This window comes from Yersinia kristensenii, assembly GCF_900460525.1.
In the GTDB taxonomy this organism is placed as follows: domain Bacteria; phylum Pseudomonadota; class Gammaproteobacteria; order Enterobacterales; family Enterobacteriaceae; genus Yersinia; species Yersinia kristensenii.
Map to the genome: position 1 here is coordinate 333,535 of NZ_UHIY01000001.1, position 22,534 is coordinate 356,068.

Consider the following 22,534-nt stretch of genomic DNA (forward strand, 5'->3'; position numbering starts at 1 on the left):
TCGAACTATGACAGGAAAATTGAAAAACGCCATACCCAACATACAGATATGGCGTATTGATTTAATAGGCCATTACTGACTTATAATCGCGATGCTACCCATGCTTCAACACTGGCTAATGCTGATGGCAATGCTTGCACATCAGTACCGCCCGCCTGAGCCATATCAGGGCGCCCACCGCCTTTACCGCCGACCTGTTGAGCAATATCAGCGATTAACTCACCCGCTTTTACTTTACCGGTGAGATCTTTGGTTACACCAACGATTAGGCTGACCTTATCATCTGCGGTCGTTGCCAGCACAATAATTGCAGAACCCAGTTGATTTTTAAGGTCATCAACCATGGTACGCAACATTTTTGGCTCAACATTATCCAACTGACTCACTAAAAGTTTCACACCATTGATCAATTTCGCACTAGACGATAATGAAGCACTTTCCTGAGCAGCTTGCTGATCTTTCAATTGCTGGAGTTCACGCTCGAGCATTTTACTGCGATCCAGCACCGCACGAACTTTATCTGCCAGATTATTGGTATCACCTTTAACCAAATGAGCAACATCCGAAAGCAGGTCACTCTGCTGGTGTAGTAGCGCGATAGCCCCCTCGCCAGTGACTGCTTCAATACGGCGAATTCCGGCGGCAGTACCTGATTCAGACAAAATACGGAACAAGCCGATATCACCGGTACGGTTAGCATGAATACCACCACATAGCTCGGTTGAGAAATCACCCATGGTCAAGACTCTCACCTGGTCATCATACTTCTCGCCGAACAGAGCCATCGCGCCTTTTTCTTTCGCCGCATCCAACTCCATCACTTCAGTTTGAACTGGCATATTACGGCGAATTTGCTCGTTAACCATATCTTCTACCAGGCGAATCTGTTCCGGTTTCATTGCTTCAAAATGAGAGAAATCGAAACGCAGGTATTTATCATTAACTAATGAGCCTTTTTGAGCAACGTGGTCGCCCAGTGTTTTGCGTAATGCTGCGTGTAGTAAATGAGTTGCAGAATGGTTCAAACGAATACGGTTACGCCGCGCGACATCCACCTGAGCATCAATGCTGTGATTAACCCTTAATGTTCCATGAGTTAACTGCCCTAAATGACCGATAGCTTGACCATATTTCTGAGTGTCAGCCACCGCAAAAGTAGCAGTCGCATTTTTCAGTTCGCCTTTATCGCCAACTTGGCCGCCAGACTCACCGTAGAATGGGGTTTGATTCAGGACAACAACCGCCTCTTCACCTTCATGAATCTCATCAACAGCTTCGCCATTGCGGAACAACGCGGTAACAGTTGCCTGCTGTTGAACATGGTCATAGCCAGAGAACTGGCTGGCACTATCGACCCGGATCAAGCTGTTATAATCGGCACCAAAACCACTGGATTCACGAGCACGGCGACGTTGGGCTTCCATTGCTTGCTCAAAACCGGCTTCATCCACTTTCAGATTGCGCTCACGGCAGACATCTGCAGTTAAATCAACCGGGAAGCCGTAGGTGTCATACAGGCGGAAAGCCGTTTCACCATCGAGGGTATCACCGGTCAATTTACTCAGTTCTTCATCCAACAGAGCTAAGCCGCGCTCTAATGTCCGCGCAAACTGTTCCTCTTCGGTTTTCAGAACCTGTTCAACCATCGCCTGCTGTTGCTTCAATTCATCAGCCGCAGAACCCATGACAGTAATCAGCGGAGCAACCAGTTTGTAGAAGAAAGTCTCTTTCGCACCCAGCATGTTGCCATGACGGATAGCTCGACGAATGATACGACGCAGTACATAACCACGGTTTTCATTCGACGGAATAACACCATCAGAAATAAGGAAAGCACAAGAGCGGATATGGTCAGCAATAACTCGCAGCGACTTGCTAGAAAGATCCGTCGCACCAGTAACTTCCGCTACCGCTTTAATTAAATCGCGGAACAGGTCAATCTCGTAGTTTGAGTTAACATGTTGTAATACCGCAGCAATACGCTCAAGCCCCATACCGGTATCAACCGATGGCTTAGGCAATGGCAGCATCGTGCCATCAGACTGGCGGTTGAACTGCATGAAGACAATATTCCAGATCTCAATATAACGATCACCGTCTTCTTCAGCCGATCCTGGCGGGCCGCCCCAAATATGGTCACCATGGTCAAAGAAAATCTCTGTACATGGGCCGCAAGGGCCAGTATCGCCCATTTGCCAGAAGTTATCTGATGCAAATGCACTGCCTTTGTTATCACCAATACGAATAATACGCTCACGCGGGATCCCGATATCGTTGGCCCAGATCTCATAAGCTTCGTCATCGGTTTCGTAAACAGTTACCCACAGTTTTTCTTTCGGTAGATTAAACCACTGTGCGCTAGTTAATAACTCCCAAGCGAAACTGATGGCATCATGTTTGAAGTAATCGCCGAAGCTGAAGTTACCTAACATTTCGAAGAATGTGTGATGACGCGCGGTATAGCCTACGTTTTCAAGGTCATTATGCTTACCACCTGCTCGCACACAGCGCTGAGAGGTCGTCGCACGAGAGTATGCCCGTTTATCCAAACCTAAGAAAACATCCTTAAACTGGTTCATCCCGGCATTGGTAAACAACAGCGTAGGGTCATTATTAGGGACCAAAGAGCTGCTTGATACAACCTGATGTCCCTTGCTATGGAAGAAATCGAGAAACGCTTGACGAATCTCAGCGGTGCTCTTGCTCATAATTGCCCCGGAAACAAGCTAAAAGAATAGCCCGCGAGCGGATCGCGTTACTTTAAATAGCAACACAAAGGGTAAGCTCACGAACAAAAAGTGGGACTAAGATAAATTTTCTTCGAGGGGAAGTAAAATCCTGTGTGCATTCATTCGACAAAATCATTGTAAATCGACTGAATTTCTTCCTGGAAGAAACCACGATAGAGAAGATAGCGCTGAACCTTAGCCTTTTCTTTCCATTCAACAGGTAAAACTTCACTAAATTTACGCTGCGCGATCTCTTTGGCAAGTAAACACCAATCTATTTCACTGATTTCAAAAGCAGCCTGAATGAGTTCTTTATCAACTCCCTTTTGTATCAATTCAGAACGGATACGCTGTGCGCCATATCCTTTACGACTACGACTCTTAATATAACTGGCCGCAAAGCGGGAATCATCTAACCAATTATGTTGGTAGCAATAAGCAACAATTTGCTCAATAACTTTCGGATCAATCTCTGCGGCAGGTTCGCAATCCCCACTACCAGTGCGTTTTCCCCAATTTCCTTTTGCCGAAAATGGTTGTGCAGCAAGCTTGCGACGCAGTTCAGATTCACTATGATCACGTTGGGAGAGGAGTCTCATGGCACGGCTTAATAGGTCATTCATAAATATCCTTTTTACTTGAGCCGCAGCAGTGTTAGCGACACTTATTACTCAGCCTATCCGTGGCCTCACCACTGCAAACTTATTCAATTCAGTCTCCAATGCTAATTGTCTATAAGAAGCTGCCCCTCATTACTGACTGAGATATTCATTCGTTTGTAGACTTGCTGCCACTTCGATTATGTTGGATATGAACATAAATTCAGATTGTTGCGCACACCAGGATTGACTAAAACGGATACATCATTGACTAAAACGGCCCACGTATTAGGTGAGCCGCATGTTAACTACTTAATTTACTAATCAGGCCGATGGCCTTACAAATTAAAACTCTTCGCTGGTTTCATCTGCTTCATCAGCAAGTACTGCTGTGGCTACAGGTTGTTCGCCATTACCGCCATTGAGAAGCATTTCACGCAATTTCTTATCCAACTCAGCGGCAACCGCTGGGTTTTCTTTTAAGTAGTTACTGGCATTCGCTTTACCCTGACCAATCTTGTCACCGTTATAGCTATACCATGCACCAGCTTTCTCAATCAGTTTGTGTTTAACACCTAAATCAACCAGTTCGCCGTTGATGTTAATGCCTTCACCGTACAGGATCTGGAATTCAGCTTGTTTAAATGGTGCTGCGATTTTGTTTTTCACCACTTTAACGCGAGTCTCACTCCCCACAACCACATCACCGTCTTTTACTGCACCAATACGACGGATGTCCAAACGCACGGAAGCATAAAATTTAAGGGCATTCCCCCCCGTTGTGGTTTCTGGGTTACCAAACATAACGCCGATTTTCATACGGATCTGGTTAATGAAGATCAATAAGGTATTGGCGTTCTTCAGGTTACCCGCTAACTTGCGCATCGCCTGGCTCATCATACGTGCCGCGAGGCCCATGTGAGAATCACCGATTTCACCTTCGATTTCAGCTTTTGGTGTCAGTGCGGCTACGGAGTCAACGATAATGACATCAACGGCACCGGAGCGAGTCAACGCATCACAGATTTCCAAGGCTTGCTCGCCGGTATCTGGCTGAGAGCACAGCAAGTTATCAATATCTACACCTAATTTTTTGGCGTAAATAGGATCAAGCGCATGCTCAGCATCGATAAATGCACAGGTTTTGCCTTCACGCTGCGCGGCAGCAATAACCTGTAAAGTCAGTGTTGTTTTACCTGATGATTCTGGTCCATAAATCTCAACAATACGCCCCATCGGCAGGCCACCAGCCCCCAATGCGATATCAAGAGAAAGTGAACCAGTAGAGATGGTTTCAACATCCATTGAGCGGTCTTCGCCAAGGCGCATGATAGAACCTTTGCCGAATTGTTTTTCAATTTGGCCCAGTGCTGCTGCTAACGCCTTTTGTTTATTCTCATCAATAGCCATTTTTACTCCCTCTCTGGGATGCCGGGTTGCCCCTGTCATCACCACTGAATGTTGTTTTATGCAGGAAATTACCACTAATTATACTGTACAATCATACAGTATCAAGACTAATTTTGCAGAAAATCATCTAATAGTGTTTGTAGTGCGAAAACAGCTGCTTGCAATCTGACTTCGTCACGATCACCAAGAAAAAGTTGTTTTGTAGCACTGAGCTGACCATCACGCGTAGCAAAAGCAAACCACACGGTACCCACAGGCTTCTCTGCTGTGCCACCATCAGGCCCGGCAATCCCGCTGATCGATACCGAGAAGTCCGCACTGGCTGCGTGCAATGCGCCCTGCGCCATTTCCTGGACCACAGCTTCACTGACAGCACCGTATTGTGCCAATGTGCTTTCTTTTACACCCAATAAATCATGCTTTGCCGCATTGCTGTATGTGACAAAGCCACGGTCAAAATAGGCTGAACTGCCCGCGATATCCGTCAGGGCTTTGGCGACCCAGCCGCCAGTACAGGATTCAGCACAGGTCACCCAAGCACCTCGGGCCTTTAACTTATGACCAATTGCAATACTGAGCTGACGTAATTGTTTCTCGCTCATTGTTGCCCCTTACTCTTATTAAATCTTCTGGTGCTGATAGTAGCACTTCTTTAGCCCGTAACGGCAACCACTGTCAGTTATGCGAAACGCCTCGCAGGGTACAATGAAAAAAAGCGCTTTCTCTAACAAAGCTTTACCTCAGAGGCTCAGCTGTTAGTATCAAAATAAAGAAGATGCGGCTGGTAATATCAGTGGTACCGGTAATTTATCCGGAATGATGAACTAAGGACGTGGCAGTGAAAAAAATTCTTAATGCCTTCTTCCCCCTCTATAGCGCAACCGTGTTGATGTTATTGGGTTCAGGTTTATTGACCACCTATATCTCGTTACGGTTGACCGCCATACATGTGTCTGGCGCATTAATCGGGGCAATTATCGCCGCAAACTATATTGGGTTGGTTATCGGAGGCAAGGTAGGCCATTTCCTGATTGCTCGGGTGGGCCATATACGCGCCTATGTAGCCTGTGCAGGTATTATTACGGCGGCGGTCTTGAGCCATGGGCTTACGGAATACATCCCTGCCTGGGTGGTTCTACGCTTGATTATTGGCCTGTGTATGATGTGCCAGTTTATGGTACTGGAAAGCTGGCTTAATGATCAGGCCGAGTCCAATCAGCGCGGTACAGTATTTGGCTTTTATATGGCGGCAACCTATGCCGGTATGGCATTAGGCCAGGTGGTATTAATGCTTCAACCTGAATTAGGTTTAAGCACACTCATGATTATTGCTTTGTTCTTTGCTCTTTGTCTTGTGCCGGTTGCACTGACAACTCGCAGTAATGCCCAGCAGATGTCACCAGCCCCCATGGAGCTGAAATTCTTTATCAGCTCAATCCCCAAAATACTGGCTTCAACATTAGTCATTGGCATGATTGTCGGTTCGTTTTATGGCCTGGCACCGGTCTATGCCAGTTTACAATCGCTTTCAACGCAAGAAACTGGTTTGTTCATGGCGTTATCTATTTTTGCCGGATTGGTTGCTCAACTCCCACTCAGTTGGTTGTCCGACCGCTATAACCGCACACTATTGCTCCGTATTAACGCATTATTGCTGGCATTGACTGCACTGCCGCTGGCGCTGGTGCCTCATATCTCGTTTCATTTTTTATTGGTTTTAGGCTTTATAGTCAGTATGTTGCAGTTCACCCTTTATCCGTTGGTCGTTGCGTTAGCCAATGACCTGATTGCCCCAGAGCGGCGAGTTTCTTTAGCCGCATGTTTACTGATGTCATTCGGGGTAGGCGCGAGTATCGGCCCACTTGCTGTGGGGGCGTTGATTGCACCGCTGGGAGGCAATATTTTGTATGCGTTCTTCTCACTGTGCGGTTTAAGTCTGATAGCATTCAGCCGAACGATTAAACAAGATCAAGACGAATTTGTTAACGATGCTCCGGTGCCACATATGGCAATCCCCGACAGCTTGGTCAGTTCGCCTTTATCTCCAGCACTAAATCCCAGTTTTGATGAACAACTGATCCACGACATTATGCCGCCCCCCGATCAATCTGAAGCAGAAAAGGAACCCACAGAAAACCCACCTGAGGGTAATTCTCAACAGTAATAATACTGGTGATGGCATGGGGAGTGACGGCAAGAAAAGCAGTAGCAGGTCACAAACGCGTCGATTGAGGAAAACATTAGCTAAAACAACAAAGAAGAACGCGGAGAAAAGGTGTTTTTAATAAGAAAAACCCATCAGAAGATGGGTTTGAAGAGATGAGCTTGTTCAGTGATATATCTCAACCACTGCTGGAGTTACCTGCAATTCATGTTGCCAATGGGTAAGTGTCAGAGTGGCTAACTCGGCCAACCCTTGATAAAACGGATGCCCCGCAGCAGACTGCTGCAAAGCTAAATAACGATACCCCCATGGCAGTAAATGATCTGCCAGTAACTCGGGTAAATCAGCGGGTTGATGTTCTGCCAGCCAGGCGGCCATCATGAGCATTAAACCGAACTGATCCTCCGGTTCTCCCTGTTCCAATGTGACTTCTACATGCTTTTGCGCCATCCAGTTACGCAGTTTTAGGGTGGAGTCGCCAAATAACACAATTTCTTTATCGAGATAGACGGAGCCCCAAGGTGGCGCGGGCAAAGCATAAGGGCCAATAAACAGCCGCTGCCAGGCTTCTTCTCGTGTTTCTTCACCTGCCGATTGCGCCAATAAATCCGCAATTGGCAGCAATTGTTCTTCAGATCCATAAGGCCACTGTGCGGCCCATGAGCCATTGCTCAATTGCGCCACAATATCACGGCATTCAGGGCTATCTGGCTCACAATAAAACAATATACCTAAGACTCGCCCCGTCAGTTCAACCTGCTGATAAATCATGTCATTCCCACCGTCATATGCAGCCCATAAAACACGCCACGGCCAATCAATTCAGCAATAATAATCAATAACATGGCAAAAATCATTCCGAGAGTCATGGGCGCGCGCCCTCGGATTAACGGGCAAATCCAGCAACCCAAACCCAACACCAACAGCACCAAGCGCCAAACCATCAAGGTGCCGTAATGAGGAATAAGCTCAGAAGCTTGCTGTACTGAGCTGTAAATCAGCGGCAAACTCGCCGCCTGCATAATGACACTGGCGATACTGATGATCAGCGCCAATACACTGATCATTGGCAATTGCAGCATTGCTCGCCCATGAATATCAGCCAGTTGCAGCAGCAGATAACCCAAAATCGGCCCACCGATAAAGACGGTCAGCACAAAGCCCAGCGGCGTATAGACACTATCCCAAGTGGGTACAGTATCAATAGAGTAAACCCGACACATGGCGTAGACAAATACCACGCCCAGCACCATGGCGACCACCAGCCAGATCTTACCCAGCACGGCGGGCATCTTATCCAAAACCGCCAACAACCAGTAAAAACCGGCTACGGCAAAGAATAGCGAACCCGCGGCTATCTCATTACTCAGTGCCGATTCTCCGACCCGATTTAATGAGTTGAATGCCCGCATCGGCGACCCCAGATGCAGCGTTGAGGCAATAAAGGCCAGCGCCATTAGCCCCCACAAGACAAACATACTGCGGTGAATCCGCTGTTGCTGCCCGCGGCTCAAGCCGCCAAATAACAGCGCCAGCCCCAGAACAATAAAGCCCCCGACCACGCACTGCCCTAGTACCGTAAAGACCATTAATGGCCATTCATGCCATCCCATACCCATGTTATACCTCCTTCGGATTTGCCAGATGACCGGTGGTATCTCTGACCGGGCGGCTGTTGGCATTTGGTTTCACGACAATATTCGGCAAGGTAAAATGCGCGGCGGGCAGTGGTGCAACTTCAGCTAACTCACCATATTTCTCACGCAATTCATCAATAGGGGCCATATCCAGCGCTCGCAATGGACAAGAATCGACACAAATTGGCTTTTTACCTGCTGCCACGCGCTCATAGCAACCGTCACACTTAGTCATATGCCCTTTTGCTTCGTCATATTGCGGTGCACCGTACGGGCAAGCCATATGGCAGTAGCGACAACCGATACAAATATCCTCGTTCACCACCACAAAACCATCATCGCGCTTATGCATCGCGCCACTCGGGCACACTTTGGTACAGGCGGGGTCACTACAGTGGTTGCAGGCGATAGAGAGATAGTAAGCAAACACATTCTGGTGCCATGCACCGTTATCCTGCTGCCAGTCACCTCCGGCATATTCGTAAATGCGCCGGAAACTGACATCAGTTGATAAGTTTTTGAAATCCTTGCAAGCCAGTTCGCAAGTTTTGCACCCCGTGCAGCGGCTGGAGTCGATGTAAAAACCATATTGCGTCATCAGTTAGCTCCTTAAGCCTTGGTTACTTGAACGAGGTTGGTATGGGATGGGTTCCCTTTCGCCAACGGAGAGGGGCGCTGTGTGGTCAATACGTTAATACTGCCGGCCCTGTCGATGCGGTTTTTATCCGGGCTGTACCACGCCCCCTCCCCCAGCGCCACCACCCCCGGCATCATGCGCGGCGTGACTTTTGCATCAATGTGGACTTCGCCACGGCCATTGAAGATGCGCACAATGTCGCCATTTTTGATGTCGCGCGCGCGGGCATCTAGCGGATTAATCCACATTTCCTGACGGCAGGCCGCTTTCAGTACATCGACGTTGCCGTAAGTTGAGTGAGTTCTGGCTTTGTAATGGAAGCCGGTGAGCTGCAACGGATATTTTTGGTTTAGCGGGTCGTCAAAACTCTCGAAACCCGCGGCGTACACGGGCAATGGATCAATAATATCGTCCGGCTGCAACTCCCAAGTGGCGGCAATTTGTGCCAATTCGGCGGAGTAAATTTCGATTTTGCCCGATGGAGTCGTTAACGGATTAGCCAAGGGATCGGCGCGGAATGCTTTATAGGCCACATGGTGCCCTGCCGGATCGCGCTTTTTAAAGATGCCCTGCTCGCGAAATTCCTCAAATGACGGCAACTCAGGAATAGCCTGTTGTGATTGCTGATAAAGATGGCGTAACCACCCCTCCTGCGAGCGTCCTTCAGTAAATTGCTGCTCAACCCCCATGCGTTTTGCCAGCTCACTGGTCATTTCATAGATGTTTTTGCATTCAAAGCGCGGTTTGATGGCCTGATCGGCAAAAATGACATACGCCATATTGCCGCTGGAAGCATCAAGGCAGAAATCCATCTGCTCAGAGGCCGTGCAGTCTGGCAGGATAATATCGGCATATTGGGCTGACGAAGTCATGTGGTTATCAATGACTACAATCATTTCGCATTTTTTATCATCTTGCAGAATGTCATGGGTGCGGTTAATTTCAGCATGTTGATTAATCAGGCAATTACTGGCGTAGTTCCAGATAAACTTGATAGGCACGTCCAGTTTATCTTTGCCGCGCACCCCGTCGCGGGTGGCGGTCATTTCCGGACCGCGCTCAATGGCATCAGTCCACAAGAACATTGAAATACTGGTTTTAACCGGGTTTTCCAAGGTCGGCATACGGACAAACGGCAAGCTATAGGAACCTTCACGCGCACCGGAATTACCGCCATTGATCCCTACGTTACCCGTCAGGATCGCCAGCATGGCAATAGCACGGCTGGCCGTTTCACCGTTGGCATGGCGCTGTGGGCCCCAACCTTGCGCGATATAAGCGGGCTTGACCGAGCCGATTTCGCGCCCTAATTTAATAATTTTCGCCGCCGGAATACCGGTAATGGCCTCTGCCCATTGCGGCGTTTTAGCGGTTTCATCCGCACCTTGTCCTAAAATATAGGCTTTGTAATGGCCATTTTTCGGCGCGCTTTCTGGCAGGGTTTTTTCGTCATAGCCAACGCAATATTTATCGAGGAACGGCTGATCCACCAGATTTTCAGTGATCATCACATAAGCCAGCGCACTGGCGAGTGCGGCATCTGTCCCCGGTCGCAGCGGGATCCACTCATCCTCACGACCTGCGGCGGTATCGGTATAACGCGGATCAATCACAATCATCTTGGCATTGGATTTTTCCCTTGCCTGTTCCAGATAATAAGTGACACCACCGCCACTCATCCGGGTTTCGCCGGGGTTATTGCCAAACAACACCACCAGTTTGCTGTTTTCGATATCTGAGGGGCTATTGCCGTCAGCCCAGCCGCCATAGGTATAATTCAATCCGGCGGCAATCTGTGCAGTGCTGTAGTCACCATAATGATTAAGATAGCCGCCGCAGCAATTCATCAGCCGCGCCAATAAGGTTGAACCCGGCGGCCACGAGCGGGTCATGGTGCCACCCAACGTACCCGTGCCATAATTCAGATAGATGGCTTCGTTTCCATACTCATTAATGATGCTTTTCATGCTGGCCGCAAGGGTATCAAAAGCCTCATCCCATGAGATCCGTTTGAACTTGCCTTCCCCGCGTGCCCCGACGCGTTTCATCGGGTATTTCAATCGGTCAGGGTTATACACGCGGCGGCGCATGGAGCGGCCACGTAAACACGCTCGCACTTGGTGCAAACCCTCAAAATTGTCGTCACCGGTATTGTCGGTTTCGACATATTTAATTTCATCATCAACCACATGCATGCGTAATGGGCAGCGGCTACCGCAGTTAACAGTGCAAGCGCTCCATATCACTTTGCCATCATTAGCCGGGTTTATAGCAGATTGAACCGCGCGGGCAGTGCGCGAAAACGGTAGCGAAAATGCCCCAGTCGCCACAGCGAGGCCGCCGATAAGGGTGGTTTGGACCAGTTTTCGGCGAGTAACTTCTGCCGTAAACAGCCGGGATTCGTTGGTCTCTTTCATAAGATTCCCACTTGGTTGCATTCCAGAAAATAGATAACACCCCCAAGGGATGGAATCCGATTAATTCAAAAAAATGAGTAATTCAGCGGGAGGGGGATTAAGACGGAACCCAGTGGCCCAATGACAGCAATTGTTATAATTAGGGTAATAAATAGCCCGTCCCGCACCAGCAACCCTACCTCTTTTGGGTGGTGTGGGAGTTGTTTGGTATCAATAAAGCCATGGGGATTAAACTTCCCTCATGACTTTATTGTATATTTGTGACAATTATCCGTTCTTTTCAGCAAGCTTGATGATAAAGCGCCACAATCTCTGCAACTGAGGCTTCACGCGGGTTACCCCCAGTACAAACATCAGCAAACGCCGCCGCAGCCAGCGCTGGAATATCATCAGCCCGCATCCCGACAGCACTCAGAGAGGCTGGAATGCCAATATCACGGTTTAGTGCGAATACCGCCGCAATAGTTTGCTCGCGCACCTGCTCCAGCGGCGCACTCAATGCCTTTTCCAACCCCATCGCCACCGCAATTTGACGGAAACGCTCACCGGTATAAGGGGCGTTATAACGCATGATATAAGGCAATAAAATGGCATTGGCCACACCGTGTGGCATGTTATAAAACGCCCCTAACGGGTGAGCCATACCATGCACCAGACCCAACCCCACATTTGAGAATCCCATTCCAGCAATATATTGCCCGAGCGCCATATCTTCGCTCGCCGCAGCATCCCCCATTACTGATGCCCGCAAGGCGCGGCTAATGACCTCAATGGCCTTGAGATGCAAAGTATCAGTCAGCTCCCAGGCACCTTTGGTCAGATATCCCTCAATCGCATGCGTTAAAGCATCTACACCGGTAGCCGCTTTAAGTGCCGCAGGCATGCTGTCCATCATGTCGGCATCAATAAATGCCACGGCGGGAATGGCGTGAGGATCAACACAAACAAATTTGCGCCTCCGCTCTTCGTCAGTAATCACATAGTTAATGGTCACTTCAGCGGCAGTCCCCGCCGTGGTGGGGATAGCCAGAATGGGGATACAGGGTTTTCGAGTGTTGGCGACTCCTTCCAGGCTGCGCACATCAGCAAATTCAGGGTTATTGATAATGATACCAATAGCTTTACAAGTATCTTGTGGCGAGCCGCCCCCTAGTGCTATCAGATAGTCCGCCCCACTTTGGCGAAAAGCATTCACCCCTTGCTGCACAATGTGGATGGTGGGATTAGGTTTAACAGCATCAAAAACGGCAAAATCGAGTCCGGCCTGTTCCAGGCGACTGATTAAACGGGTTGCCACGCCACATTCGAGTAGCATTTTATCCGTAACGACCAATGCTTTTTGATAACCGCGGCGCGTAACTTCATCGGTCAGCGCCGCCAGTGAACCACGACCAAACCACGCAGTTTCATTTAAAATCATTCTGTTCATGCTTGATTCCTCGGTGTTTTAATCCAACGGCTGTTTTGCCTACCCACTACTCTTCAACCCGCAAACCGTAGGTTTTGAACTTTTCCAACACCACACTAATTTCTTCTTTGGATAACACGGGTACTTCATCAACAATCGGCAAGATAGCCAGCAGCAGTGTTGCCAAAACCTCCACCTCATGGGCCAGCCACAGCGCTTTTGCCAGATTTTCTTCACAAGCAATCAGACCATGATGCTGTAACAAAGTCGCTTTACGGTTTTTCATCGCCACCGCGACATGTTCCGACAGCGCTTTGGTACCAAAGGTGGCATAAGGCGCACAGGGAATATCATCGCCCCCCGCCGCGGCAATCATGTAATGAATTGCCGGGATCGGGCGATTAAGGATCGAAACGGCGGTGCAATGGATAGAATGGTTATGTACCACCGCATTGGCATCGAGTCGGGTTTGGTAAACCGCCTGATGAAAACGCCATTCACTGGACGGAACTTTGCCCGCCTCGTGGTGGCCGTCGGCGTCAATATAAACAATGTGCGATTCAGTGAGCTTGTCGTAAGCAATACCGGATGGGGTAATCAAAAAACCCTCTTGATAGCGCACACTCACATTGCCTGCAGTGCCTTGATTCAGACCTAAACGGGTCATTTCCAGACAAGTATTTATTATGTCGCGCGCCAATACTTCTTTTTTCATTTTTTCCTCTCTTGGAATGCAAATGCTTAAATAGTGAAATGCATTAAATAATGGATATGGGTTAATGATTGTGAATATTCGGCATATTTTTCTCTTATTTAATTAAAGTCAAAAATGAAGCACGCAAAAGTGTGAACCAGATCATGAGTATTCATCACTTAATGATGATTTAAGTCTTATTTATTTTTATAAAATGTCCGTTTGGAAATACAATATGATTAAACGGTCAAATTATTGTTTACATATATATTTATACCTAATTGACCGTTTGTGACAGAAACAAAAAAATCGGTCATCTCGACTGTGTGTTTGAAACACAATTCATTTCAAACGGTCATTAATTATTTTTATTTAAAGTGACTATCATCACAAAATATAAGCATTGAGTTATCAATGTGATTTAGCTCATACTTTTTGGCGATTTTTACCTTATAAAGAACGGGACTTAACGCAATGAGGATATTTTAATTTGCACTCAGGCAGTTCATATCAGCTAGAGAAAAATATCATTCATTAAATAAAAGACTTCCGTCGAGCATTTCGTATTTCAAGACGAGTAGAATAAGTGCAACATCTGACGAGGGCATCATGGGAAATATTTTAATACAAACAGATAGCGCTAAAATTTCCGCCTCGGTAAGTGACGAGTCGGCAAATAAAAAAAGATATCTGATTCCTTTCGCATTGCTGTGCTCACTGTTCTTTCTTTGGGCAGTAGCAAACAACCTGAATGATATTTTATTACCTCAGTTTCAACAGGCATTTACTCTGACCAATTTCCAAGCTGGTCTGATTCAATCATCTTTCTATTTTGGTTACTTTTTGATCCCAATACCGGCTGGCATCTTGATGAAAAGATTCAGTTATAAAGCTGGGATCATTACCGGATTACTGTTCTACGCTTTTGGGGCAGCCCTGTTTTGGCCTGCTGCTGAGACGATGAATTACACCTTGTTTTTAATCGGTTTATTCATTATCGCTGCGGGTTTAGGTTGCCTTGAAACTGCCGCTAATCCGTTTGTTACCGTGTTGGGGCCTGAGAAAAGCAGCCATTTCCGTATCAACCTGGCGCAAACATTTAACTCCTTTGGTGCCATTATCGCCGTGGTATTCGGGCAAAGTTTAATCCTCTCCAATGTCCCTCATCAGACACAGGAAGTATTAGATAAATTGTCGGTTGAGGATTTAAATAGCTACCATCATAGTTTGGTCAAAGCGGTACAACTGCCTTATTTGATTATTGTGGCAGTGGTTATTTTTGTTGCGCTGTTAATTCTTATTACCCGTTTCCCAACAATAAAAAGCGAGTCAGACGACACACATAACGGTTCATTCTTTGCATCATTACCACGTTTATTAAAAATAACTCACTGGCGCTGGGCTGTATTAGCACAATTTTGCTACGTCGGTGCACAAACTGCGTGCTGGAGTTATTTAATTCGTTACGCCATTGAGGAGTTACCTAATATAACTCCCGGATACGCAGCTAATTATTTAACCGCCACCATGGTCTGTTTCTTCATCGGTCGATTCAGTGGCACTTGGTTAATCACCCGCTTCGCACCTGAGAAAGTATTAGCCGCCTACGCTTTCATTTCAATGGTGCTCTGTATTATTTCAGCAGCACTAGGGGGGCATTTTGGATTATTAGCACTGACTTTATGTAGTATGTTTATGTCAATACAGTATCCAACCATATTCTCTTTAGGTATTAAAAACCTGAATCAAGATACCAAATATGGTGCATCGATTATTGTAATGACGATTGTTGGTGGCGGTATTGTGACACCTATTATGGGGCTGGTGAGTGATGCGGCAGGAAATATACCGACCGCAGAACTTATTCCTGCACTGTGCTTCGCTATTATCTTTATTTTCGCCAAGTTCAAGACTGTACCTACGAATTAATTTCGCCGGTGACTGATAAATCAAATTTGCTACAGAACATAAGGATCTATTATGAAAAAGACAATTCAATTACCAAAAATTGGTATTCGTCCGGTTATTGATGGCCGCAGAATGGGCGTTCGTGAATCGCTGGAAGAACAAACCATGAAAATGGCCCGTGCCACAGCAGAGTTCCTGCAAGAATTGGTTCGCCATCCTTGTGGAACGCCCGTTGAATGCGTCATTGCAGATACCTGTATTGCTGGCATGGCCGAATCTGCCGCCTGTGATGATAAATTCAGCTCACAGAATATCGGGCTAACCATTACCGTAACCCCTTGCTGGTGCTACGGCAGCGAAACCATTGATATGGACCCGTTCCGCCCGAAAGCTATTTGGGGCTTTAATGGCACCGAGCGCCCTGGGGCGGTTTATCTGGCTGCGGCACTGGCTGCCCATAATCAGAAAGGGATACCTGCTTTCTCGATTTACGGCCATGACGTACAAGATGCCAATGACACGAGCATTCCTGCTGATGTGCAAGAAAAACTGCTGCGCTTTGCCCGTGCCGGGTTAGCCGTTGCCAGTTTGAAAGGCAAAAGCTACCTGTCACTGGGCGGAGTCTCAATGGGGATTGCCGGTTCCATCGTTGACCATAATTTCTTTGAGTCCTGGTTAGGTATGAAAGTGCAAGCGGTTGATATGACTGAACTGCGCCGCCGTATCGATCACAAAATCTATGACGAACAAGAACTGGAATTGGCACTGTCATGGGCCGATAACAACTTCAAGTTTGGGCCAGATAAAAACGCTGAGCAATATCGCCGTTCACCAGAAAGTAGCCGAGCGGTGCTACGTGAAAGTCTGCAAATGGCCATCTGTATCCGCGACATGATGCAAGGTAACGATAAGCTGGCGACCAAAGGTTTTGGTGAAGAAGCATTGGGTTATAACGCCATTGCAGCCGGTTTCCAAGGCCAGCGCCACTGGACGGATCAATACCCGAACGGCGACACCGCCGAAGCTCTGCTAAACAGTTCGTTTGACTGGAACGGAGTGCGTAAACCGATGGTTATCGCCACCGAGAACGACAGTCTGAACGGCGTGGCAATGTTGTTTGGTCATACTCTGACGGGGACCGCGCAGATCTTTGCCGATGTACGCACCTACTGGTCTCCAGAGGCGGTGCAGCGTGTGACAGGGTATCAACTTGAAGGGGCAGCTGAGCACGGCATTATCCATCTGATTAACTCAGGTTCTGCGGCACTGGATGGCACATGCAGCCAAAACGATGCACAAGGTAAACCGACCATCAAACCGCACTGGGAAATCAGCCAACAAGAAGCCGATGCTTGTCTGGCGGCAACCGAATGGTGCCCGGCAATTCATGAATACTTCCGTGGCGGTGGCTTCTCATCTCGCTTCCTGACCCGCGGTGGCGTGCCATTTACTATGAGTCGCATCAACCTGATTAAGGGCGTCGGGCCGGTGTTGCAAATCGCCGAGGGCTGGAGTGTCGAGCTGCCGAAATCCGTGCATGACACCTTGGATAAACGCACTGACTCAAGCTGGCCAACCACCTGGTTTGCACCACGCCTGACCGGCAAAGGGCCATTCAGCGATGTGTATTCAGTGATGGCGAATTGGGGGGCCAACCACGGCGTACTGACCATCGGCCATGTGGGCGCAGACTTGATTACGTTGGCCTCGATGCTGCGTATCCCGGTTTGTATGCACAACGTAGAAGAAGAAAGTGTTTACCGGCCAACAGCTTGGGGTGCACACGGTATGGATATTGAAGGGCAGGATTACCGTGCCTGCCACAATTACGGCCCATTATATAAAAAATAATGTGATGTTTGAGATGGGGTGCAGGGAAGCGCCCTTCTCCGACAGCAAACAATATCAAACCAAGGGGAAAACCTTTGGGCCGAGTGACAGGAGCATGTATGAAGCGCGATGTGGTCATCGTTTTAGATTGCGGCGCCACCAATATCCGGGCGATTGCGGTCGATCCTCAAGGTGTGGTGGTTGCCAAAGCCGTGTTATCCAACCACAGCCAGCCCGATTCAGCCAATCCACAATGGCAATTGTGGCCGCTGGAGGGCATTTTGCACAGTTTTGCCCAGTGTTGTCGCCAATTACTGCCACAGATTCATCAATGTAAGATCCATGCGCTGACCGTGACCACCTTTGGGGTGGACGGGGCTTTAGTGGATGCCAGTGGCAATATGCTGTACCCGATTATCAGTTGGAAGTGCCCGCGCACCATAGCGATAATGGAAGATATCTCCCGCTATATGTCTGCCGAAAAATTACAACAGATATCCGGTATTGGTCAGTTCAGTTTTAACACCTTATACAAGCTGATTTGGCTACAAGAGAATAAGCCGGACTTGGTTGAGCAGGCCCATGCCTGGCTATTTATTTCATCATTGATCAATCAGCGCCTCACAGGGGAATTTACCACTGACCGCACTATGGCTGGCACCAGCCAGTTGCTCGATGTGAAACGGGAACAATTCAGTGACGCTATTTTACAAAAGATAGGTATACAAGCCGATTTATTCCCGCCGATGGTCGCCGCGGGTGAAATTATCGGCCAATTGTTACCGAGCATTGCCGCTGATTTGGGGCTACCAGCGGGCTTACCGGTGATTTCTGCCGGTCATGATACCCAATTTGCTTTATTCGGTTCAGGGGCAGATTTAGACCAGCCGGTGTTGTCATCAGGAACTTGGGAAATCCTGATGGTACGCACGCCGAACGTGAATACCGCCCTGCTGCCACAATTTACCGGTTCGACCTGTGAGTTAGACAGTTGCTCGCGCTTATTTAACCCAGGGTTGCAGTGGTTGGCCTCAGGGGTGTTGGAATGGGTACGAAAACTGTACTGGCACGATGATGCCTGTGCCGACATTTACCGGCAAATGATTGCCGAGGCGACAGCTATTGCGCCGGGTGCGAATGGTATGCGCATGGATTGCAACTTGCTGGGGAGTGCGGGTCATCATTTGTCCGGTGGCTGGCAAGGAGTGTCGCTATCGAGCGGGCGTGGGCACTTTTACCGTTCCGCGTTAGAGAGTCTGGCCTGGCAATTGAAGGATAATCTGGCAGTGCTGGAAAGGATTGGCGAATTCCGTACTCGGGAATTACTGCTGGTCGGCGGCGGCAGCCGCAATATGCTGTGGAACCAAATCAAAGCTGACGTGCTCAATTTGCCGGTTAAAGTCATTGATGAGTCGGAAACCACGGTGCTGGGAGCAGCGCTATTTGCCTGGCACGCAACGGGTTACTACGCCAGTGCCGAACAGGCCAGAGCACAGGTCAATTATCGCTATCAATATTATTATCCTGGCGAACAACAGCCGTTTTATCAATCGCTTAACGCAAGTCCTGCCCCATTAGCTGCAACCATACCTTTAACAGGAGAGTGTCATGCTTAAAACTATCTCGCCACTGCTATCACCACAACTGCTAAAAACATTGGCGGAAATGGGGCACGGTGATGAAATCATTTTCTCAGATGCCCATTTTCCCGCTCATGCCATTGGCAAAAATGGTGGGCCACAAGTGATTCATGCTGATGGGTTATCTGTCAGCGCTTTACTGGCAGCCACTATTCCACTGTTCGAACTAGACAGCTACGCCCCACCACTGGTGATGATGGCCGCAGTTGAGGGGGATACGCTGGACGCGTCGGTTGAACAACGTTATCTACAGGCTCTGTTCGGTGCAGAAAAAGCTTTACCGATTGAGCGCATTGACCGTTTTGCTTTTTACCAACGCGCCCAACAAGCATTTGCGATCGTCATCACAGGAGAGACCGCCAAATATGGCAATATTCTCCTAAAGAAGGGGGTAACGCCTGTTTTTTAAATCGATGATCACGTAACCTCACGCCTTTAGCCATGTATTTAGTGTTGGTATTAAACTGGCATGTAATACATGGCATTGCTGATGGAGAGGATCATGAAAGCATCCCGTCACCAGGAAATACTGCAACAGATCAAACAGCATGAAATGCTGACGACGGCAGACCTGGCTCGCTTACTTGCAGTCAGTCAGGAAACCATTCGTCGTGACCTGAATGAGTTACAAGCACAGGGATTGATCATCCGTCAGCACGGACGAGCCAAAAGTATTAAACGCGCCACCAAAGACAGCGGTGATCCTTTCACCAGGCGGCTGAAAAGCCATCTTTCCAGTAAGGCCAGTATTGCCGCCCACGCCCTATCTCTGATTGACAGCGGAATGGTGATTGCGCTGGATGCCAGCTCCACCTGTTGGTATTTAGCGAAGAAGCTGCCAGATATTGATATTACGGTGTTTACCAATAGTGTGCGGATTTGTCAGGAATTGGCGAAACACCAAAATATCGAGTTGATCAGTGCCGGAGGGCGGTTACAGCGCAAATATGCCTGTTATGTTAATCCAGCACTGTTTTCCTTACTGAAAAGCATCGAAATTGACCTGTTTATCTTCTCATGTGAAGGCATTGATACTGACGGCATTATGTGGGATTCCAACCCATTTAATGCCGAATTCAAAACCATGCTGCTGAAGCGCGCCACACAATCCATTTTACTGATCGACAAAAGTAAAATGTGCAGAACCGGCGAAGTGAAAATCGGCACCCTGGATGATGTTGAACAGGTTATCTCGAACGTCGATGCCAGCTGAGCTGGCCTCTGATGTAACCTCTCAGCATGTAGACTTCAACACTGAAAAGCATTCTTATACAGAGATAAATATTGGCGGTCGGCCAGTTTCCCACCGTAATCCAACGAGAACCATCGATAAGTGCGGAAAATGAGACCCATCCTTTATAAAGAGGGTTGAGCCGTCGCCTCGCGCTGACAATCTATAGTAAGATCATCGCCAAAGTCAGAGTTAAAAAAATATCGACTTGGCTCCGCTAATGGTTCCTCTAACGATTGTTTCTGTTATCGAACACTTTCGCTAACTGATGTTGAATGTGAGAAAAATATGTCAAACAAACCGTTCCACTATCAGGATCCCTTCCCGCTAAAGGAAGACGATACTGAGTATTACCTTGTCAGTAATAATCACGTCTCGGTTGCACAGTTTGAAGGCCACGACATTCTGAAAGTCGAGCCAGAAGCCCTGACCCTCCTCGCCCAACATGCTTTCCATGACGCCTCATTCCTGCTCCGCCCCGCGCACCAAAAGCAAGTCGCCGCAATTTTGGATGACCCGGAAGCCAGCGAAAATGACAAATATGTGGCCTTGCAATTCCTGCGCAACTCGGAAATCTCGGCCAAAGGGATTTTACCGACCTGCCAGGATACCGGCACCGCCATTATCGTGGGTAAAAAAGGCCAACGTGTTTGGACGGGCGGCAATGATGCTGAAGCCCTGTCGCGCGGCGTGTATAACACCTTTATTGAAGATAACCTGCGCTACTCGCAAAACGCGGCGCTGGATATGTACAAAGAAGTGAACACCGGCACCAACCTGCCAGCGCAAATCGATCTGTACAGCACCGAGGGCGAAGATTACAAATTCCTGTTCGTCACCAAAGGTGGCGGCTCCGCCAACAAAACCTATCTGTATCAGGAAACTAAAGCGCTGTTGTCACCGGGTAAGTTGAAAGACTATCTGGTGGAGAAAATGCGCACCTTGGGTACAGCGGCCTGCCCGCCCTACCATATTGCTTTTGTTATCGGCGGCACCTCAGCTGAAAGCACCCTCAAGACCGTCAAACTGGCCTCCACCAAGTATTACGATGGCCTGCCAACCGAGGGGAATGAGCACGGGCAAGCTTTCCGTGATGTTCAGCTTGAACAAGAATTATTGGAAGCCGCACAGGACTTAGGTCTGGGCGCGCAATTTGGCGGCAAGTACTTTGCTCACGATGTGCGCGTCGTTCGCCTGCCACGCCACGGTGCATCCTGCCCGGTCGGGATGGGCGTTTCCTGCTCCGCTGACCGCAATATCAAAGGCAAAATTAACCGCAAAGGTATCTGGCTGGAAAAACTGGAGCAGAATCCGGGGAAATATATCCCTGAGCACCTGCGCAACAGCACCGAAGGCAAAGTGGTTAAAATCGACCTTAACCGCCCCATGGCCGATATCTTAAAAGAGCTGTCGCAGTATCCAGTTTCTACCCGTTTGTCATTGACCGGCACTATTATTGTTGGCCGTGACATTGCCCATGCAAAATTAAAAGAGCGGCTGGATAACGGCGAAGGGTTACCGCAATACATTAAAGACCATCCGATTTACTACGCGGGACCAGCCAAAACACCAGAAGGTTATGCCTCCGGATCCCTTGGGCCAACCACGGCGGGCCGCATGGATTCCTATGTCGACCTACTGCAATCCCACGGTGGCAGCATGATCATGCTGGCAAAAGGCAACCGGAGCCAACAAGTGACGGATGCTTGTCACAAACACGGTGGCTTCTATCTGGGCAGCATCGGCGGCCCGGCTGCGGTGTTGGCGCAAAACAGTATCAAAAGTCTGGAATGTGTGGAATATCCTGAATTGGGTATGGAAGCCATCTGGAAAATTGAAGTGGAAGACTTCCCGGCCTTTATCTTGGTGGATGATAAAGGTAATGATTTCTTCCAACAGATTCAGGCATCGAAATGTAACCGCTGCGGTTAGCATCAAAATCCAACCTCGGTAGTTTCGCCGGGGTTGGACCTATTACCAATGAAATGATTACCGGTAAAAACAGACAAAATTTTGAATAATTTTTAAGCACCCCACTGGTGCAATTTATTAACCTCTACCGCCATATTCCACCCGTTCCTGTTAGATAATCTCACCGCTTTGCTATTCTTCACCCGCCGTTAGCGCTTGCGCATTAATGAGCCATTTTCGTGCAACAGAAAGCCCTGATTTAGTGCAACGATTTTCAATTTTACTATTTGATTTTTATTGAAAATTCTTCGTTGACAAC

The 22,534-nt window shown here is 48.3% G+C and carries 17 protein-coding genes; 7 read left to right on the forward strand and 10 right to left on the reverse strand.

Annotation, left to right across the window (positions count from 1 at the left end; genetic code table 11):
* Nucleotides 1-80 precede the first annotated feature (80 nt).
* From alaS to pncC, 4 genes are all read right to left on the reverse strand, one after another.
* Nucleotides 81-2,708, reverse strand: coding sequence for an alanine--tRNA ligase (alaS, locus tag DX162_RS01650; protein WP_032819238.1), 2,628 nt, complete (start codon nt 2,706-2,708; stop codon nt 81-83).
* 140 nt (nt 2,709-2,848) lie between these two features.
* On the reverse strand, nt 2,849-3,352 hold the full coding sequence (gene recX / locus DX162_RS01655) for a recombination regulator RecX (protein ID WP_004389188.1): 504 nt from the start codon (nt 3,350-3,352) through the stop codon (nt 2,849-2,851).
* Between the two features lie 321 nt (nt 3,353-3,673).
* Entirely contained in the window at nt 3,674-4,738 is a 1,065-nt protein-coding gene (gene recA / locus DX162_RS01660) for a recombinase RecA (protein ID WP_004389187.1), read from the reverse strand.
* Between the two features lie 107 nt (nt 4,739-4,845).
* The gene (pncC, locus tag DX162_RS01665) at nt 4,846-5,340 is read right to left on the reverse strand and encodes a nicotinamide-nucleotide amidase (protein WP_004389186.1); all 495 of its coding nucleotides are present in this window, start codon (nt 5,338-5,340) and stop codon (nt 4,846-4,848) included.
* Nucleotides 5,341-5,576: 236 nt separating this feature from the next.
* Here pncC and DX162_RS01670 point away from each other — a divergent pair, with 236 nt between their 5' ends.
* The gene (locus DX162_RS01670; RefSeq protein WP_032819236.1) at nt 5,577-6,902 is read left to right on the forward strand and encodes an MFS transporter; all 1,326 of its coding nucleotides are present in this window, start codon (nt 5,577-5,579) and stop codon (nt 6,900-6,902) included.
* Between the two features lie 165 nt (nt 6,903-7,067).
* Here DX162_RS01670 and dmsD read toward each other — a convergent pair whose 3' ends face one another.
* From dmsD to DX162_RS01700, 6 genes are all read right to left on the reverse strand, one after another.
* Nucleotides 7,068-7,673, reverse strand: a complete 606-nt coding sequence (gene dmsD / locus DX162_RS01675; RefSeq protein WP_032819233.1) for a Tat proofreading chaperone DmsD — start codon at nt 7,671-7,673, stop codon at nt 7,068-7,070.
* Entirely contained in the window at nt 7,670-8,521 is an 852-nt protein-coding gene (locus DX162_RS01680) for a dimethyl sulfoxide reductase anchor subunit family protein (protein WP_004389183.1), read from the reverse strand. The genes dmsD and DX162_RS01680 overlap by 4 nt, the downstream gene beginning before the upstream one ends.
* A 1-nt stretch (nt 8,522) precedes the next feature.
* Entirely contained in the window at nt 8,523-9,140 is a 618-nt protein-coding gene (locus tag DX162_RS01685) for a DMSO/selenate family reductase complex B subunit (protein WP_032819231.1), read from the reverse strand.
* An 8-nt stretch (nt 9,141-9,148) separates the two neighbouring features.
* Nucleotides 9,149-11,593, reverse strand: coding sequence for a dimethylsulfoxide reductase subunit A (dmsA, locus tag DX162_RS01690; RefSeq protein ID WP_004389181.1), 2,445 nt, complete (start codon nt 11,591-11,593; stop codon nt 9,149-9,151).
* Nucleotides 11,594-11,873: 280 nt separating this feature from the next.
* Nucleotides 11,874-13,022, reverse strand: coding sequence for a lactaldehyde reductase (fucO, locus tag DX162_RS01695; protein ID WP_049559159.1), 1,149 nt, complete (start codon nt 13,020-13,022; stop codon nt 11,874-11,876).
* A 46-nt stretch (nt 13,023-13,068) separates the two neighbouring features.
* Nucleotides 13,069-13,716 carry an L-fuculose-phosphate aldolase gene (locus tag DX162_RS01700; protein WP_004389178.1) on the reverse strand — a complete coding sequence of 216 codons (648 nt, stop codon included), beginning with the start codon at nt 13,714-13,716 and terminating at the stop codon, nt 13,069-13,071.
* A gap of 588 nt (nt 13,717-14,304) precedes the next feature.
* Between DX162_RS01700 and fucP the strand changes: the two genes are divergently transcribed.
* The 6 genes from fucP to fumA all read left to right on the forward strand — a co-directional run bounded on the left by fucP (nt 14,305) and on the right by fumA (nt 22,236).
* A complete protein-coding gene (fucP, locus tag DX162_RS01705) occupies nt 14,305-15,624 on the forward strand; it encodes an L-fucose:H+ symporter permease (protein WP_004389177.1) in 1,320 nt (439 codons plus the stop codon).
* A 51-nt stretch (nt 15,625-15,675) separates the two neighbouring features.
* The gene (gene fucI, locus DX162_RS01710) at nt 15,676-17,454 is read left to right on the forward strand and encodes an L-fucose isomerase (protein WP_004389175.1); all 1,779 of its coding nucleotides are present in this window, start codon (nt 15,676-15,678) and stop codon (nt 17,452-17,454) included.
* Between the two features lie 98 nt (nt 17,455-17,552).
* Nucleotides 17,553-19,049: an L-fuculokinase gene (fucK, locus tag DX162_RS01715; protein WP_004389174.1), complete on the forward strand. Its 1,497-nt coding sequence runs from the start codon at nt 17,553-17,555 to the stop codon at nt 19,047-19,049.
* Nucleotides 19,042-19,482, forward strand: coding sequence for an L-fucose mutarotase (gene fucU / locus DX162_RS01720; protein ID WP_032819229.1), 441 nt, complete (start codon nt 19,042-19,044; stop codon nt 19,480-19,482). The genes fucK and fucU overlap by 8 nt, the downstream gene beginning before the upstream one ends.
* Nucleotides 19,483-19,575: 93 nt before the next feature.
* Nucleotides 19,576-20,286 (forward strand): L-fucose operon activator, encoded by a 711-nt coding sequence (fucR, locus tag DX162_RS01725; RefSeq protein ID WP_032819228.1) that lies wholly within the window; start codon nt 19,576-19,578, stop codon nt 20,284-20,286.
* Between the two features lie 306 nt (nt 20,287-20,592).
* The gene (fumA, locus tag DX162_RS01730) at nt 20,593-22,236 is read left to right on the forward strand and encodes a class I fumarate hydratase FumA (RefSeq protein WP_004389171.1); all 1,644 of its coding nucleotides are present in this window, start codon (nt 20,593-20,595) and stop codon (nt 22,234-22,236) included.
* Nucleotides 22,237-22,534 lie beyond the last annotated feature (298 nt).